This window comes from Cellulomonas algicola (assembly GCF_003851725.1).
In the GTDB taxonomy this organism is placed as follows: Bacteria; Actinomycetota; Actinomycetes; order Actinomycetales; family Cellulomonadaceae; genus Cellulomonas; species Cellulomonas algicola.
The window spans coordinates 1-14,598 of record NZ_BHYL01000010.1 but is presented as its reverse complement, the minus strand read 5'-3'; the positions used below and the strand labels follow the sequence as shown (position 1 = coordinate 14,598).

Below are 14,598 nucleotides of genomic sequence, written 5' to 3'. Positions count from 1 at the left end.
TCGGGCGTGCCGCCGCCGCGACCGCCCGGTCCCCCGAACCCGCCGACGCCCGAGCACGTGCCGTCGTCGGCGGCCGCGCCGATCGAGACGGTCGTGGCGTCCAGCGGCGCGTCCGAGGTGCCGTTCGAGGTGTCGTCCGAGGTCGCGGTGTCGTCGGTCGGGGTCGCGACCGCGACGACGCACGACCCGACGGTCACGTCGGCGAGCGTGCCGGCGACGGTCTGCGTGAAGGTGGTCGTGCCGGACCAGGTGACGGCGGTCTGCTCGTCGGTGGCCCGGACCTGCATGAGCGCGGTGTCGACGGAGACGATCTCGCCGACCACGCGGCCGGGGTCGTCGACGCGCTGGGTCTGCGGTCCACCACCACCGCCACCGGCGGGTGACACGGACGGGTCGGCGCCCGCGTCACCCGCCGCACCGGAGCACGCGGCGAGGAGGAGGACGAGGCCGACGGCGGGCAGCGCGAGCGCGGTCCGGCGACGGGCCGTCGCGGGGCGGTCGAGCGGAGCGGACCGGCCCTGACGGGGTCGGTCGCCGTGGTCGAGCGGGGTGCGGGTCATGGTGAGGGCTCCTTCGGCGGCGCGGACGGTGGGCCGGGCGGCGTGCCGGGTCGGGGGTGTGACGGACGGTCGGCGTGGTCGGCGGGTCCGGCCGGGTCCACGGGGCCGGCCGGGTCCACGGGGTCGGCGGGGCACGCTCACTCCGCACGCAGCGCGTCGATGGGGGCGAGCCGCGCGGCGCGCGTCGCGGGGTAGACGCCGAACACGAGCCCGATGGCGAGCGCGACGACGATCGACCCGGCGACGGCGGCACCGGACACGACGACGGACGTGTCGAGCAGCCCGGGCAGGACCCGCGCGCCGACGATGCCGAGCACGGCACCGAGCACGCCGCCGCCGAGCCCGAGGACCCCGGCCTCGACGAGGAACTGCCGCCGGATCGCCCACGGCGGTGCACCGAGTGCCTTGCGGAGCCCGATCTCGCGGGTCCGTTCGGTGACCGAGACGAGCATGATGTTCATGACCCCGATGCCGCCGACCAGCAGCGACAGCGCGGCGATGCCCGTGAGCAGGACGGTCAGCGTCCGGTAGACGGCGGTCGCGGTGGACACGAGCGCGTCCTGGCTGTTGATCGTGAAGTCGGCGGAGTCGGCGTCGGTGATCCCGTGCAGCGCGAGCAGCGTCTGCTGGGCCTCCTGGTAGGCGGCCCCGAGCGCGTCGGAGGACTCCGCCTGCAGGTAGATCGTCGAGACGGCGTTGCGGTCGGTGCCGCCGAACAGGGTGTCGGCCGCGGTCGACATCGGCACGACGGCGACGTCGTCGAGGTCGCTGTCACCGCTCGCGCCGGCCGCCGCCAGGACCCCGACGACCTGCAGGTCCGTCCCGTCCACGGTCACGGTCTGCCCGACGACGCGCGTCGTGCCGAACAGCTCGGTCGCGGTCTCGGGACCGAGCACGACGACGGCCGCGCCGGACTCCTCGTCCGCGGCGGTGAAGAACTCGCCCGACGCGACCTCACGGCCGCGCACGTCGAGCCACGACGTCGTCGTGCCGACGACCTGCGTGGTCCAGTTGGTGTCACCGGCCTCGACCGACGCGCCCGACGACTTCTCCGCGGCGACACCCGCGACGTCCGGCGCGTTCACGTCGGACGCGAGCGCCTCGGCGTCGGCCCGGGTCAGGGTCGTGCCGGTGCCGAACCCGCCGCGCATGCCCGAGGAGTCGGTCGACGACCCCGGCCGGACGATGAGCAGGTTGCTGCCCAGCGCGCTGATCTGGTCGGACACGTCCTTCTGGGTGCCGAGCCCGAGGCCGACGGTGAGGATCACGGCGGCGATCCCGATGAGGATGCCGAGGACCGTCAGGGTCGACCGCATGACGTGCGTGCGGATCGCGGACCAGCCGGTGCGCAGGGTCTCGGTCCAGGTCACCGCCCACCTCCGGCGTCGGTGCGGACCAGCCCGTCGAGCACGCGCACGACCCGTCCGGCGCGCTGCGCGACCTCCTCCTCGTGCGTGATGAGGACGATCGTGCGGCCCTGCGCGTGCAGCTCGTCGAGCAGCGCGAGCACGTCGCGCGTCGAGGCGGAGTCGAGGTTCCCCGTGGGCTCGTCGGCGAGCAGCAGGTCGGGCTCGCCGACGAGCGCACGCGCGACGGCGACGCGCTGCTGCTGGCCGCCGGACAGCTCACCCGGGCGGTTGTCGAGCCGGTCGCCGAGGCCGACGCGCTGCATCGCCGCGACGGCACGGTCGCGCCGGACGGCCGCTGCGACCTGCCCGTAGACGAGCGGCAGCTCGACGTTGCGCCACGCGGACAGCGACGGCAGCAGGTGGAACTGCTGGAAGACGAACCCGATGCGCCGGTTGCGGATGTCCGCGAGGTCGACCTCGTCGAGGTCGCCGACGTCCTCCCCCGCGAGCCGGTAGGTGCCCGCGGTGGCGATGTCGAGGCAGCCGAGGATGTGCATGAGCGTCGACTTGCCGGACCCGGACGGCCCCATGATCGCGACGTACTCGCCCGCGTCGATGCGCAGGTCGACGCCGCGCAGCGCCTCGAACTCGACCGTGCCGGTGCGGTAGGTCTTGCGGACGCCCGTGAGCTCGATGACCGGGGCCGGCGTGTCCGCGTCCGCGGGCCGGGATGCGGTCAGCGTCGTGGGCTCAGCCATTGCCGCCGCCCTGCATCGGGCCGCCCTGGAACGTGCCGCCGCCGGGAGCCACGCCGCCCGGGCCGCCCTGGAAGACCATGTCGCCGTCGCCGGGCACGGGGAACGACTGCTGACCGCCGCCGTCCTGCGTCGCGCGCGGCGTGAACACCGCGAGCACCACGGAGTCGCCCTCGGTCAGGCCGTCGGTGATCTCGGTGAGGGTGTCGGACGTCTCCCCGGTCGTCACCGGAGTCTCGACCTGCGTCCCGTCGGCCTCGACCTTCGTCACGACGGTCTGCCCGTCGACGGTCGACACCGCCATGCTCGGCACGGTCAGCACGTCGGTCCGACGCTCGTAGACGACGCTCACGTCCGCGGAGACCCCGTCGTGAAGCCCCTCCTGGTCGCCGGTGACGGCGATCGTCACCGGGTAGGACGGGACGCCGTCCTCGCTGGTGGACAGCAGCCCGACGGACGCGACCGTGCCGAAGACGGTGCCGTCGGCGCCGTCCACCGTGAGCTCGGCCTGGTCGCCGACCTCGACGAGCGCGACGTCCGCGTCGGAGACCCCGACCTCGACCTGCCAGGCGTCCGTCCCGACGATCGTGAACTGCGCGGTGGCCGTGGTGTCGCCGCCCTGCGGGCTCGTCGCGCCGGAGTCGCCGCTGCCGGTGACCGCCTCCCCGACCTCGAGGTCCACCACGGTCAGCAGCCCGGCGACCGGTGCGACGAGCGTCGCGTCCGCGAGCGCCGCCTGCGCGTCGTCGACCTGCGCCTGCGCGACCTCGACCTGCGCCTGCGCGGACGCGATCTGGGCGTCGGCCGTCGACGTGCCGTCGTCGGCGTCCTGCGCGTCGTCGAGGCGGGCCTGCGCGGTGGCGAGCGCGGCCTTCGCGGCGAGCAGGTCGGCGTCGAGGCGCAGCGTGTCGACGGTCGCGAGGGTCTGCCCGGCGGTGACGGTCTGCCCCTGCGTGACGGCGACCGACGTGACGGTCCCGCTGACCGCGAAGGACACGTCCTCCTGCACGGCCGGCGTCAGCGTGCCGGTGCCGTCGACGGTCTTCTCCATCGTCGTGAGGCTCGCGGTGACGGTGCGGGTCACGGGTTCCTCGGCGGCGGCGCTGCTCGGGTCGCGGAGCGTGAACCACCAGGTGCCGGTGGCGACCGCTCCGACGGCGAGCGCGACGACGAGGGCCCGGACCCAGCGACGGGTCCTCCTCCAGGCGCGCAGCATGCGGGTGTCCTTCGTGTGTCGGGGTGGGCGCTGGCGACGCTAGGGACGCGTCCTGGCGCGGACCTGTCGCGAGGCTGTGCACGACCTGTGCACCCGACGGCGTCGGCATCCCGTCCGGCGCCGGCGCCGGCGGGCGAGGGCCGCAGCCGGCGCGGCCAGCGGCATGGGCGGGCGCGAATCGCTTAGGCGGCCCGGCTGCCGCGCCGCCGGCCTAGGCCGCTCCGACTAAGTTTGGTAACTTGACGAAGTCTGTCCGCGCCCGTCCGGTTCGCGACGGCCGTGGTCCCTGGAGGGTCGAGCACCGGTGCTCGGCCCGACCGTCACCTGGAGGTTCAATGACGAACCGCAGCCTGCCGCGCCGCGCGCGCGGACGGTCGGCGGCCCGCACCCTGGCCGCCACGGCCGCGGCGCTCGCCGTGACCGGGCTGTCCGCGCTCCCCGCCCAGTCAGCCCCGCCCGTACCGGCGGCCCACGCCGACGACACCGTGAACATCGTCGACACGGGCGCGACCGCCGAGACCCGGTCCCTCTTCTCCTACCTCGACGACGTCCGCGGCGACGGCATCCTGTTCGGCCACCAGCACACGACGTCCTTCGGCCTCACGACCGGCCCGACCGACGGCACGACCTCGGACGTCAAGAACGTCACCGGCGACTTCCCCGCCGTCTTCGGCTGGGACACCCTCATCATCGAGGGCAAGGAGCGGCCCGGCGTCGCGGAGAACACGCGCGACCAGAACATCGCGGTCATGGCCGACTACATCGCCAAGGCCGACGCGCTCGGCGGCATCAACACCGTGAGCGCGCACGTCGAGAACTTCGTGACCGGTGGGTCGTTCTACGACACCTCGGGCGACACGCTGCGGGCCGTCCTGCCCGGTGGCTCGCACCACGCCGACCTCGTCGCCTACCTCGACGACATCGCCGAGCTCGCGGACCAGTCGCGCGACGCGGACGGGAACCTCATCCCGATCATCTTCCGGCCATGGCACGAGAACGCGGGCTCGTGGTTCTGGTGGGGCGCCGCGTTCGGGTCGCCCGGCGAGTACCAGGAGCTCTACCGGTTCACCGTCGAGTACCTGCGCGACGTCAAGGGCGTGAGCAACTTCCTCTACGCGTGGGGGCCCGGCGGCGGGTTCGGCGGCAACCGCGACGTGTACCTGCGGACCTACCCCGGCGACCAGTTCGTCGACGTCCTCGGGCTCGACACGTACGACAACACCGCGTCCGACGCGTTCCTCACGGGCCTCGTCGCGGACCTCCGGATGATCGCCGAGATCGCCGACGAGAAGGGCAAGATCTCCGCGTTCACCGAGTTCGGCGTGACCGGCGGCGTCGGCACGAGCGGCTCGTCGCCCGCGCAGTGGTTCACGAAGGTGCTCGCGGCGATCAAGGCCGACCCCGTCGCGAGCCGCAACGCGTACATGGAGACGTGGGCCAACTTCGACGCGGGCCAGCACTTCGTGCCCGTGCCCGGCGACGCGCTGCTCGAGGACTTCCAGGCGTACGCGGCCGACCCGTTCACGCTGTTCGCGTCCGAGGTGAGCGGGGCGTTCGACCGTGCGGTCGACGCCGCGCCGGCCGAGCCGGTCGTGCACATCGCGTCGCCCGCCGACGCCGCGCGCGTCGCCACGTCACCGTCGACCGTGCGCGTGCGCGTCACGAACGCCTCGGCCACGGCGGCGAGCGTCCAGATCGCCAAGGGCGGCACGGTCGTCGACACGCTCGACCTGACGTACGACGGGTCGCTCTGGTGGAGCGCGCCGTGGTCGCCGACCGCCGCGCAGCTCGACAACAGCACGTACACGGTGTCGGCCACGGCGACGCTCGCCGGCGGCGGCACGCTCGACGCGACGAACCAGGTCGTCCTCGGCCCGAAGCCGACGTTCGCGCCCGGCGTCGTCGACGACTTCGAGGGCTACGGCGACGACACCGCGCTGCGCGCCGAGTACGTCACCTACGGCGCCAACACCATCTCGCTCGAGACCGGTTCGGTCGGGAGCGGCGCCAAGGCCCTGCGGCTCGACTACGACTTCGCGACGCAGACGTACACCGGCCTGGGCAAGCAGATCGGCGGTGACTGGTCCGACTTCAACGAGCTCGCGATCTGGGTCGACCCCGACGGGTCGAACAACAAGATGGTCCTGCAGCTCAACGCCGGCGGCGTCGCCTACGAGGCCTACCCGTCGCTCGCAGGCGACGAGCCGCAGCTCGTCACGATCCCGTTCGTCGACTGGCGGCCGGCGCCGTGGGACACCGCGCACGCCGATCGGCGGATCTCCGACGCCGACCTCAAGGCCCTGACGTCGTTCAACATCTACGTGAACAGCGTCGACGGTGGCGCCGCGTCCGGGTCGATCGTCGTCGACGACATCGCCGCCCTGCCGGGCGTCGAGCCGCCGCCGCTGTTCTCCGACGTCCCGAAGGGCCACCCGTACGAGACCGAGATCCTCTGGCTCCACGCCCAGGGCCTCGACGACGGGTACCCGGACGGCACGTTCAAGCCGACGAAGGTCGTGAAGCGCGGCGACGCGGCCCGGCTGCTCTTCGCCTACGAGAAGGCGTCGTTCACGCCGCCCGCGAAGCCGTCGTTCCTCGACGTCAAGAAGAGCAACGCCGCCTACACGGCGGTCGAGTGGCTGGTCGCCGAGGGCCTCGTCGACGACGGGCTCCTGTTCCTGCCGAACGCGCCGCTCGACCGGTCGTCGACCGCCGAGCTCCTGTGGCGGCTCGCCGGCTCCCCCGAGCCCGAGGGCACCGAGGCGTTCCGCGACGTCCCGACGTGGCACCCGTACCGGACCGCCATCACGTGGGCGACCGAGGTCGGCGTGATCGACCCCGCCTCCCCGTACACGTTCGGGGTGCTCAAGCCCGTGCAGCGGCAGGAGGTCGCCCGGTACCTCTACCGGTTCGACGCGCTCCCGTCGCCGCTGCAGCCCGTCGTGCTCTCGGACTTCACCGACGGCGCGCAGGGCTGGGGGCCGCTCGACAACGGCCCGGGCTCGGCGACGGCGTCCGGCGGGGCCCTCGCCATCGAGGCCGCCGCACCCGACGGAGGGTGGTTCTCGTTCACCCCGTCCGCCGCCGACTGGACCGGCCGCACGTCGCTCGCGCTCGACGTCGTCTCGACGACCGGGTTCGACACCAAGGCCGCGATCCAGCTCGGCTCGTCGTGGCAGTGGTGCGAGACGGCGCAGGTCGGCTGGGTCTCCGGGCCCCGGACCGGCGACGACCCGCTCGTCGTCGACCTGACGACCCTGACCGCCGAGTGCGGTGCGCTGCTGTCCGACGTCAAACGCGTGAACCTCTACTTCAACGCAGGCACGCACGTGATCGACGACGTCGAGCTCCGCTGACGCGGGCGTGACGCACGACCGAGGGCCGGTCACCCAGCACGGGTGGCCGGCCCTCGGCGCGTCCGCCTCACGACGGGAGGAGCAGGCCGTCCGTCACCAGGCCGCGGACCGACGGGAGGACGTCCGCGGCGACCGCCTCGGCACCCACCTCCAGCAGCGCGCCCAGCGCGCCGACGATCTGGCCGACCGTGAGCTCGCCGTCGCACACCCCGACGAAGCCCGCGAGCGCCGTGCCCGCCTGGACCGTCCGGCCGAACCCGCCGCCCTGCCGCAGCAGCACGACCTGCGGGTCCACGGCGCCCGGCGTCAGGTAGCGCTCCTCGGTGACGTCGGGGGCGACGACCAGACGTGCGTCGGCCAGGTCGGCGTCGCTCCGGGCCGAGAGCCAGTCGTGGGCGTCGAGCGCCGCACCGATGACCGGCCCGAGCGGCTGCGCGACGGTCCCCGTGACCTCCTCCAGACGACGCAGCGTCCGGCCGGCACCGTCGAGCGGGCGGCGCAGCGTCACGATCCCGAACCCGACGGCCTCGACGTCGCGGCTCGCGAAGTCGTCGAGCCACGCGCCGTAGCAGGCCGCCCACGCGTCGCGGTCCCGGTCGGGCGTCGTGCCACCGTCGCGGATCCACGTCTCGGCGTACTGCGCGGGGTCCTGGAGCTCGCGCTGCACGACCCACGCGTCCAGCCCGGACGCGTCGACCCACGCGCCGATCCGCTCGTCCCACGACTCGCCGCGTCGCACCTCCCAGTTGCCCAGCAGCTGCGCGACCCCGCCGGGTTCCAGCACGTCGCCGACGCCCTCGACCAGCTCGCGCACGATCGCGTCGCCGGCCCGGCCGCCGTCGCGGTACTCGTACGCGGGGACGTCGGCGGAGCGCGGCGTGATGACGAACGGCGGGTTGCTGACGACGAGGTCGAACCGCTCCCCGGCGACGGGCTCGAGCATCGACCCCTCCCGCAGCTCGACCTGCTGCGCCACACCCGCCAGGGCCGCGTTGAACCGCGCGAACGCGAGCGCGCGCCGGGAGATGTCCGTCGCGACGACCGCGTCGGCGTGCCGCGTCGCGTGCAGCGCCTGCACCCCGCACCCGGTGCCGAGGTCGAGGACCCGCCGGCGCGGCGACCGCACCGTCACCTGCGCGAGCGTCGTCGACGCGCCGCCGACGCCGAGCACGTGGTCCGTCCGCAGCGCGGTCCCCGTCGCGAGCTCGCCGAGGTCGGACGCGACCCACCAGTCGACGTCGCCCGACCCGTCGGACGCGGCGTACGGGCGCAGGTCGACGAGCGCGCGCACGTCGTCGTCGGGGGCCGCGCCGCTCGCGTCGACCAGACCGAGCGCGTGCGCCCCGCGCGAGCCCAGCGTCGGCAGCGCCCGGTCGAGCGCGTCGCGGCGCACCCGGCAGCCGAGCAGGAACGCGCGGACGAGCGTCGCGACGGGCTCGTCGGACGCGGCCGTGGCGCGCAACGCGGGCACGGGCTCCTCGCGGTGCAGGGCGCCCGCAGCGACCGGCCCGAGCAGGTCCTCGACGGCAGCGACCGTGAACGACGCACGCCGCAGGTCGTCGCGCAGGTGGTCGAGAAGGGCGGGGTCCGGCTGCGGGACGTCGACGCTCATGCCCCGATTCTCCCCTCGCAAGCCCGCCCGGCCGCGCACCGTCGGCGGGGCGGGAGGAGCGGCGCGGGCGGCACGTGTCACCCGAACGAGCGGTCCTCCTGCGCCGTCCGAGGCGCGCCGCGACCGATCCGTCCCGGTGTGCCGGATTCTGCGCCACGATGACGCCCTGGGGCCGCCCCGTCCCGGGTCCCCCGCCCGGGACAGTCGCACGCAGAAGGTACGTCGGCAGCATGGCACTCGAACTCACGCTGGGCGCACGGCCGCGCACAGCAGACACGTCCGTCCTCGCCGTGCCGTCGTGGTCCGAGGTGACCGCGTGGGCCGACGCCGCTCCCCCGTGGCTGCCGTGGGCCGTCGCGGGCTTCTTCGCGCTGGTCACGCTCGTCGCGCTCGTCGGCCGTCGCCGCGCACGCCGCCACGACCGGTACACGACGGCCCGCTTCAAGCAGGCGTGGTCCGCGCTGAAGGACACCGAGAAGAAGCTCGAGGACGAGCGCGCGTGGGCGCAGGAGCAGGCCCGCGCCGTCGAACCGGCGCTGCAGGTCGGTCAGGCCCTCGCCGTCGAGCGGGCGCTCGCAGCCGAGCGCGCGCACGCCGCCGAGCGCGCCTTCGCGGCCGGCGAGTGGCCGCACCTCGACGACGCGGCGGTCGAGGAGCTCCTCGCGCTCGCCGACCTCGTCACGACCGACGAGGCGGCGCTCCAGCTGCGGCGCGTGCTCTCGGCGGTCGGGATCCGCGAGCTCCCCGTGCAGGCGGGCGACCCGTTCGACCCTGACCTGCACGTCGTGTGCCACGCCCGCCCCGCACCGACCCCCGAGTACCTCGGCACGGTCGCGACGGTGCACGCGTCGGGCTGGGCGACGACCACCGACGTGCTGCGCCCGGCGGACGTCGAGCTGTACGTCGACCCGCGCTGACGCGTCGACGGCGCGGACGCGACACGTCCCGCACGCGACGTCGACCCGCGCGGCTCGCACGCGCCGGCGCGTCAGGGGTCCGCGGGTCGGGGCCCGAGGTTCAGGTCCAGGTCCACGACGAGCGGCCGGTGGTCGCTCGCGCGGTGCACGAGCGCGTCGTCGCGCACGTGCGCGGCCACCACGCGCAGGCTCGCGTCGTGCAGGACGACGTCGATCCGGTGGCGCGCGTCGACGGCCGGGTACGTCGGCGGGCCGTCGGGCGCCGCGTCGAGCAGCCCGGCGAGCCCGGCCTGCGCCCCCGCGGTCCCGCCGGCACCCCCGAGTCCCCCCGCGGTCCCCGACCCGAGCAGCCGCTGCCAGGTCGGGCCGCCCGGCTGCTCGTTCAGGTCGCCGACCAGCACCAGCGGACGCTGGGCACCCACCAGGTGCGCGTCGAGCACGTCGAGGTGCCGCAGCCGTTCGGCACGGTCCAGCGAGAGGTGCACGGCCACCACGACGACGCCCCCGACGCGCGCGAGCGCGACCCCGCGCCGCACGGTGCCCGCCTGCCACGGCAGCGGGAGGGCGTGCGCGTGGGTCACGGGGAGCCCGGGGGCGGCGAGCAGCGCGGTCGTCCGCGCGCCGCGCCCGCCGACGACGACGCGCAGCCCGGCACGTCGCGCGAACCGGTGCAGCTGCCACCACCCGAGGGGGCCGCGTGGCGGCTCCTGCACGGCGAGGACGTCGGGGCGCTCGGCGCGCACGACCTCCGCCACGGCCCGCCCGTCCTGCTGCAGGCCCTTGACGTTGTAGGACATGAGTCGCAGCGTCACGGGGACCAGCGCATCACGCGTCGAGCAGCCACGCGACCTCACGGCGCAGCAGCGCGCGCCGCGACGGGGACGCGTACGACCGGACGTCGTGCCCGAGCGCGTCGTAGAGGACACGGCCCGGACCGGCGGCGGCCCACACGACGGGGTGCGCGCGCGTCGCGCCGTCGTCGTCCGAGACGTCGGCCACCAGCAGCACGTGCGCGTCGTCCGCGACGCGGAGGTCCGCGTACCGCTCGTCGACCGCGTCGACGTCGTCGAGCCCGTCGGTCACCGGGTGCGTCGCGTCGACGACCCGGAACCGTGCCGCGCCGAGCGGCGGGTGCCACGACACGTCGTCGTCCCACCGTCCGCCGAGCGTCGCCGCCCAGCGCGGGTCGTCGCCGAACGTGTTGGCCGCCTGGTGGAGCCCGAGGACGGCGACGCCGTCGTCGACGAGCGCGGCGCGCCGGTCGTGGAACCCGCGCCACGCGTCGGCGTCCGCAGTGTCGAGCGGCCCCTGCCCGCAGTTCACGACCAGCAGGTCGGGCCGGCCGACGTCGTCGAGCGCGTCCGGGAACACGCTTCGGACGGTCACGTCGTGCCCGTCGTCGCGCAGCAGCACGGCCACCGCGTCGGACGTCGCCGCGTGGTCGTGCCACGGGTCCCCGTACCGGTCCCGCCCGACGAGCACCATCACCCGCGCCACCGCCACCTCCTGCGTCGATCGGCCGTGCGTCACCGCCGGATGGTCGAGTCTCACCCACGGCGACGACGCCCGCGCGACGCCGGACGCCGCCCACCCCGGGTCGGGGCGGACGGCGTCCGGGGTGCTGCGGAGCCGGCCTCAGCGCGCGAGCGCGCGCTCCGCCTCGGCCGCGACGGTCTCCTCGCGGTCCACGCGCGCCGCGCGCAGCCGGGAGGCGATGACGGCGCCGAACGCGATGAGCGCCGCGACGACCGCGATGGACAGGCGCGCGACGTGGTTCGCGTCGTCGCCGACGGAGATCACGACGACGGCCGGCGCGATGAGCACCGACACGAGGTTCATGACCTTGATGAGCGGGTTGATCGCCGGGCCCGCGGTGTCCTTGAACGGGTCGCCGACGGTGTCACCGATGACGGCGGCGGCGTGCGCGTCGGAACCCTTGCCGCCGTAGTGCCCGTCCTCGACGATCTTCTTCGCGTTGTCCCACGTGCCGCCCGCGTTCGCGAGGAACACCGCCATGAGGACACCGGCGCCGATGGCCCCGGCGAGGAACCCGGCGAGCGGCCCGACGCCGAGGCCGAAGCCGACGGCGATGGGTGCGAACGCCGCGAGGAGGCCCGGGGTGGCGAGCTCGCGCAGCGAGTCGCGCGTGCAGATGTCGACGACCTTGCCGTACTCGGGCCGCGTCTCGCCGGTCATGATGCCGGGGAAGTCGCGGAACTGGCGGCGCACCTCGAAGACGATCGCGCCCGCGGCGCGGGTCACGGCGTCGATCGCCAGGCCGGAGAACAGGAAGACGGTCGCACCGCCGAGGATCACGCCGACGAGCGTGACCGGGCTGATGATGTCGTACGACAGCATCGCCGTGGCGATGTCGTCGCCGACCGACCCGGTGATGTCGCCCAGCGCGACCCGCACCGCGTCCGCGTAGGACCCGAACAGCGCGGTCGCGGCGAGCACGGCGGTCGCGATCGCGATGCCCTTGGTGACGGCCTTCGTGGTGTTCCCGACGGCGTCCAGGTCGGTGAGGATCTGCGCACCCTCGGGGCTGACGTCGCCGGACATCTCGGCGATGCCCTGCGCGTTGTCGCTGACCGGCCCGAACGTGTCCATCGCGACGATGACGCCGACGGTGGTGAGCAGACCGCAGCCCGCGAGCGCGATGAGGAACAGGGCGAGCGCGACGTTGCCGCCCGCGATGAGGAACACGCCGCAGATCGCGGCGGCGATGATGCCCGCCGTGTAGACCGCGGACTCGAACCCGACGCCGATGCCCGACAGGACGACGGTCGCGGCGCCGGTCAGGGTCGTCTTGGCGACGTGCAGCGTGGGCTTGCTCGTCGTGCCGGTGAAGTAACCGGTGACCCACAGGATGATCCCGGCGAGCACGACGCCGATCGCGACGGCGGCCGACGCGATGAGCCGCGGGTCTCCCGCGTGGTTCTCCAGCCCGGCCGTGCCGCCCGTGAAGTCCGCGAAGGACGACGGCAGGTAGACGAACGCCGCGACGGCCGCGAGCGCGACGCCCACGAGCGCCGAGATGTAGAAGCCGCGGTTGATCGCGGTGAGGCCGCTCTCGTTGCCGCGGACCCGCGTGATCGCGACGCCCAGCGCCGCGACGAGCGCGCCGACGGTCGTCACGACGAGGGGGAAGACGAGCCCGTGCTCGCCGAACGCCGCCTTGCCGAGGATGAGCGCGGCGACGAGCATCACGGCGTACGACTCGAACAGGTCGGCCGCCATGCCCGCGCAGTCGCCGACGTTGTCGCCCACGTTGTCCGCGATGGTCGCGGCGTTGCGCGGGTCGTCCTCGGGGATGCCCTGCTCGACCTTGCCGACGAGGTCGGCGCCGACGTCGGCCGCCTTGGTGAAGATGCCGCCGCCGACGCGCATGAACATCGCGAGCAGCGCGGCGCCGAAGCCGAAGCCCTCGAGGACGCCGGGCGCCTCGCCGCGGTACAGCAGCACGACCGCCGCGGCACCCAGCAGACCGAGGCCGACGACGCTCATCCCGACGACGCCGCCGGTGCGGAACGCGATGCGCGCCCCCTCGGCGCGACCGCCGGGCTGGGACGCGGCCGCCGCGACGCGCAGGTTCGCGCGCGTCGCGAGCCACATGCCCAGGAACCCGATCGACGCGGAGAACAGCGCGCCGACGAGGAAGAAGATGGACCGCCCCACCTTGATGCCGGCGTCTCCCGGCAGCAGGAACAGCAGGGCGCAGACGACGACCGCGAAGATGGCCAGGGTGCGGAACTGCCGGCTCAGGTACGCCGACGCCCCTTCCTGGACCGCGCGCGCGATCTCGCGCATGGAGGCCGTACCCTCACCGGCCGCGAGCACCTGACGGCGCAGCACGGCAGCGACGACCAGGGACGCGACCGCGACCGCTGCGATGACCACGACGATCGTGATGCTCGTGGAACCGAGCTCGACCATGCATCCTCCCAGGATGGTGCCCGGCACGCTCCCCCTGACCGTGCCTGTCCCGCGGCCCCGTTGCCGCCGGACCCGCAGAGTCTAGCCACGCGATGTGACCTGGGTCGCACGAGGACGTGACGCGCAGGTGGACGTCCACCGTGGGTCGCGCGACCAACGGTGCACGTCGCCCGTTCGTCCTTCTCCGTGACGGTGGACGACGACGGGAGGATGCGCACGTGGCGGTCTGGCAGGAGGTGCTCGGGGACCTCGTCCGCACGCGCGGCGGCGCGCTCGTGCGGTACGCGGCGCTGCTCACGGGGGACGTGCGGTCCGCGGAGGACCTCGTGCAGGACGCGCTCGTGCGGTGCTTCAGCCGTGGGTCGGCGCTGCGGGATGTCGGGGCGGCGGAGGCGTACGTGCGGCGCACGGTGCTGACGATCTTCCTCGACGGGTACCGGCGCCGGGTGCGCTGGGACGGGCTGCGGCACCTCGTCGCCCGCCCGGAGGAGACGTCGGGGCCGGAGCAGTCGGCGCCCGACCGGCTGGACGTGCACGCGGCGCTCGCGACGCTGCGGCCGCGGCTGCGGGCGTGCGTGGTGCTGCGGTTCTACGACGACCTGACGGTGCCGGAGATCGCGCGCCGGCTGGACCTGTCCGACGGCACCGTCAAGCGGTACCTCTTCGACGCGGCCGCGCAGCTGGAGGCCGTGCTGGGCCCGCTGCCGGACGCGCACGAGGAGATCGAGCTGGTCACGACGAAGGAGGAGCGATGAGCAGGCTGCTGTCCCGGACGTTGCACGACGCGGTCGACCCCGGCCGCCCCGACGCGGAGCTCGCGGTGGACGCGCTGGCGGGGCGGATCCGACGGCGCCGGGCCGCGCGCGCGGGCGGACGGGCGGCGGCGGGCGTCGGCGC

The 14,598-nt window shown here is 74.5% G+C and carries 10 protein-coding genes and 1 pseudogene; 3 read left to right on the top strand and 8 right to left on the bottom strand.

Going from position 1 to position 14,598, the window contains the following annotated elements:
* The 4 genes and pseudogenes from CTKZ_RS00635 to CTKZ_RS00620 all read right to left on the bottom strand — a co-directional run.
* Positions 1–560 (bottom strand): annotated as a pseudogene (locus tag CTKZ_RS00635) (hypothetical protein); the annotation flags it as partial.
* 137 nt (positions 561–697) lie between these two features.
* Complete coding sequence (locus CTKZ_RS00630) at positions 698–1,930, bottom strand: ABC transporter permease (protein WP_124341111.1); 1,233 nt, start codon at positions 1,928–1,930, stop codon at positions 698–700.
* A complete protein-coding gene (locus CTKZ_RS00625) occupies positions 1,927–2,667 on the bottom strand; it encodes an ABC transporter ATP-binding protein (RefSeq protein ID WP_124341110.1) in 741 nt (246 codons plus the stop codon). The genes CTKZ_RS00630 and CTKZ_RS00625 overlap by 4 nt, the downstream gene beginning before the upstream one ends.
* Positions 2,660–3,880: an efflux RND transporter periplasmic adaptor subunit gene (locus CTKZ_RS00620; RefSeq protein WP_124341109.1), complete on the bottom strand. Its 1,221-nt coding sequence runs from the start codon at positions 3,878–3,880 to the stop codon at positions 2,660–2,662. Before CTKZ_RS00620 ends, CTKZ_RS00625 begins: the two co-directional genes overlap by 8 nt.
* A 335-nt stretch (positions 3,881–4,215) precedes the next feature.
* Between CTKZ_RS00620 and CTKZ_RS00615 the strand changes: the two genes are divergently transcribed.
* On the top strand, positions 4,216–7,236 hold the full coding sequence (locus CTKZ_RS00615; RefSeq protein ID WP_124341108.1) for a glycosyl hydrolase: 3,021 nt from the start codon (positions 4,216–4,218) through the stop codon (positions 7,234–7,236).
* Between the two features lie 67 nt (positions 7,237–7,303).
* On the opposite strand, the gene CTKZ_RS00610 is transcribed toward CTKZ_RS00615, so the two are convergent.
* A complete protein-coding gene (locus tag CTKZ_RS00610) occupies positions 7,304–8,848 on the bottom strand; it encodes a DUF7059 domain-containing protein (RefSeq protein ID WP_124341107.1) in 1,545 nt (514 codons plus the stop codon).
* A gap of 230 nt (positions 8,849–9,078) precedes the next feature.
* On the opposite strand from CTKZ_RS00610, the gene grpE reads away from it, so the two are divergent.
* A complete protein-coding gene (gene grpE / locus CTKZ_RS00605) occupies positions 9,079–9,765 on the top strand; it encodes a nucleotide exchange factor GrpE (RefSeq protein ID WP_124341106.1) in 687 nt (228 codons plus the stop codon).
* A 71-nt stretch (positions 9,766–9,836) separates the two neighbouring features.
* Here grpE and CTKZ_RS00600 read toward each other — a convergent pair whose 3' ends face one another.
* From CTKZ_RS00600 to CTKZ_RS00590, 3 genes are all read right to left on the bottom strand, one after another.
* Positions 9,837–10,577 carry an endonuclease/exonuclease/phosphatase family protein gene (locus tag CTKZ_RS00600; RefSeq protein ID WP_124341105.1) on the bottom strand — a complete coding sequence of 247 codons (741 nt, stop codon included), beginning with the start codon at positions 10,575–10,577 and terminating at the stop codon, positions 9,837–9,839.
* Positions 10,578–10,590: 13 nt separating this feature from the next.
* Positions 10,591–11,295 carry a ThuA domain-containing protein gene (locus CTKZ_RS00595; protein ID WP_235843103.1) on the bottom strand — a complete coding sequence of 235 codons (705 nt, stop codon included), beginning with the start codon at positions 11,293–11,295 and terminating at the stop codon, positions 10,591–10,593.
* A gap of 105 nt (positions 11,296–11,400) precedes the next feature.
* A complete protein-coding gene (locus tag CTKZ_RS00590; RefSeq protein WP_124341104.1) occupies positions 11,401–13,701 on the bottom strand; it encodes a sodium-translocating pyrophosphatase in 2,301 nt (766 codons plus the stop codon).
* 218 nt (positions 13,702–13,919) lie between these two features.
* Between CTKZ_RS00590 and CTKZ_RS00585 the strand changes: the two genes are divergently transcribed.
* Positions 13,920–14,456 carry an RNA polymerase sigma factor gene (locus tag CTKZ_RS00585; protein ID WP_124341103.1) on the top strand — a complete coding sequence of 179 codons (537 nt, stop codon included), beginning with the start codon at positions 13,920–13,922 and terminating at the stop codon, positions 14,454–14,456.
* Positions 14,457–14,598: the final 142 nt, after the last annotated feature.